Annotated in this window: 2 protein-coding genes; one reads left to right on the forward strand and one right to left on the reverse strand. The window is 59.2% G+C overall.

Translation table 11 applies throughout. The annotated features are described in order from the left end of the window. A partial coding sequence (locus L0H65_RS19240) for a LysR family transcriptional regulator (protein WP_301460799.1) occupies window positions 1–627 on the reverse strand: 627 nt, incomplete at its 3' end. A gap of 117 nt (window positions 628–744) precedes the next feature. On the opposite strand from L0H65_RS19240, the gene mmsA reads away from it, so the two are divergent. Further along, window positions 745–1890 (forward strand): CoA-acylating methylmalonate-semialdehyde dehydrogenase (gene mmsA, locus L0H65_RS19245; RefSeq protein ID WP_301460800.1); only part of this gene is annotated, 1146 nt, incomplete at its 3' end.

The raw sequence follows: 1890 nt of genomic DNA on the forward strand, positions 1-1890 counted from the left end.
TGCACCAAACTCCCCCAGATAGTCCAATTCCTTATCAAAGATCATATCGGGGATATAACCGACGATCCGGTGCTGGCGCAGGTCTTCCACGCAGCAGATCGGGCTGTTCCGGGCCAGATAATCACGGCTTGCCGCCAGATGCAGGTGGTAATCGGTCAGCTTTTGCACCGTCAACCGCCCGGTTTCGGGGCGGCTGACCGCGATTGCCATATCCGCTTCGCGTTTTGAGAGGTTGAACACGCGCGGCAAAGCGACAAGCTGAACCTCCAGCCCGGGATTTTCCGCGCTGATCCGGGTCAGCACCTGAGGCAGCAGGTAATTCGCGCCGCCGTCCGGCGCGCCGAGGCGGATTTGCCCGGTCAAACCATCGCTGCGCGTGGACAGGCTGTCCGACGCAGCGGCGCAGGCCGTTTCAGCCGAAAGTGCGGGTTCCATCAACCGCTTGCCGTCTTCGGTCAATGCATAGCCCTGCGGCGTCTTGGTGAACAGGCGCGCGGCAAGCCAGTGTTCCAGCCGCGCAATCCGCCGCCCTACGGTCGCGGGATCAATCCGCAGCATCTTGCCCGCGCCGGACAGGCTTTCGGCCCGTGCAACCGCAAGGAAAATGCGCAAATCGTCCCAATCCATGCCGAACCCCTGCAAAACTGCAAAACACTTTTGAGATATTGCCCCTTTATCCGGCAAATTTGCAAGCCTATCATACGGTAAATTCAGATCAGCCTATTCAGAACAGGAGCGCACGTCATGAAAGAACTGAGCCATTGGATCAACGGCAAGCATGTCAAAGGGACATCCGGGCGTTTCGCCGATGTGATGAACCCGGCGACGGGAGAAGTTCAGGCCAAGGTGCCGCTCGCTTCCAAGGCTGAACTCGATGCAGCGGTGGCAGATGCCGCCAAAGCGCAAGTTGCCTGGGGCGCAATGAACCCGCAAAAGCGTGGTCGGGTGATGATGGCAATGGTGGGCCTGCTCAACCGCGATATGGACAAGCTGGCCGAGGCGCTGAGCCGTGAGCATGGCAAGACATTTCCGGATGCGAAAGGCGATGTGCAGCGCGGGCTGGAGGTCATTGAGTATTCGATCAATGCCGCACAGATGTTGAAGGGCGAGTTCACCGATGGCGCTGGCCCCGGCATCGACATGTATTCGATGCGCCAGCCTTTGGGTGTTGCCGCAGGCATTACGCCGTTCAACTTTCCCGCGATGATCCCGCTGTGGAAGCTCGGCCCGGCGCTGGCAAGCGGCAATTCCTACATCCTGAAACCGTCGGAGCGTGACCCTTCCGTGCCTTTGATGCTGGCAGAATTGTTCAAAGAGGCAGGCCTGCCCGATGGCGTGTTGCAGGTGATCAATGGCGACAAAGAATCAGTTGATGCGATTCTGGACAATGAAACCATTCAAGCCGTGGGCTTTGTCGGCTCCACTCCCATTGCGGAATATATCTATGGCCGGGGCTGTGCCAACGGCAAGCGCGTGCAATGCTTTGGCGGTGCCAAGAACCATATGATCATCATGCCCGATGCCGATATGGACCAAGCCGCCGACGCGCTGATCGGCGCCGGTTATGGCGCTGCGGGGGAGCGTTGCATGGCAATCTCCGTCGCGGTTCCCGTTGGCGATGAAACCGCGGATCGCCTCATCGCGAAGCTGGTGCCGCGGATCGAGAAGCTGAAGGTTGGGCCTTATACTGCTGGCAATGATATCGACTACGGCCCGGTGGTAACGGCGGCGGCAAAGGCCAAGATCCTGAAACTGGTGGAATCCGGCATTGCGCAAGGTGCCAAGCTGGTCGTCGACGGGCGCGGTTTCAAGTTGCAGGGTTATGAGGAAGGCTATTTCGTCGGCCCGCATCTGTTCGACCATGTGACCCCCGACATGGAAATCTACCGC

It is taken from the genome of Pseudorhodobacter sp., assembly GCF_030452865.1.
GTDB lineage: Bacteria > Pseudomonadota > Alphaproteobacteria > Rhodobacterales > Rhodobacteraceae > Pseudorhodobacter.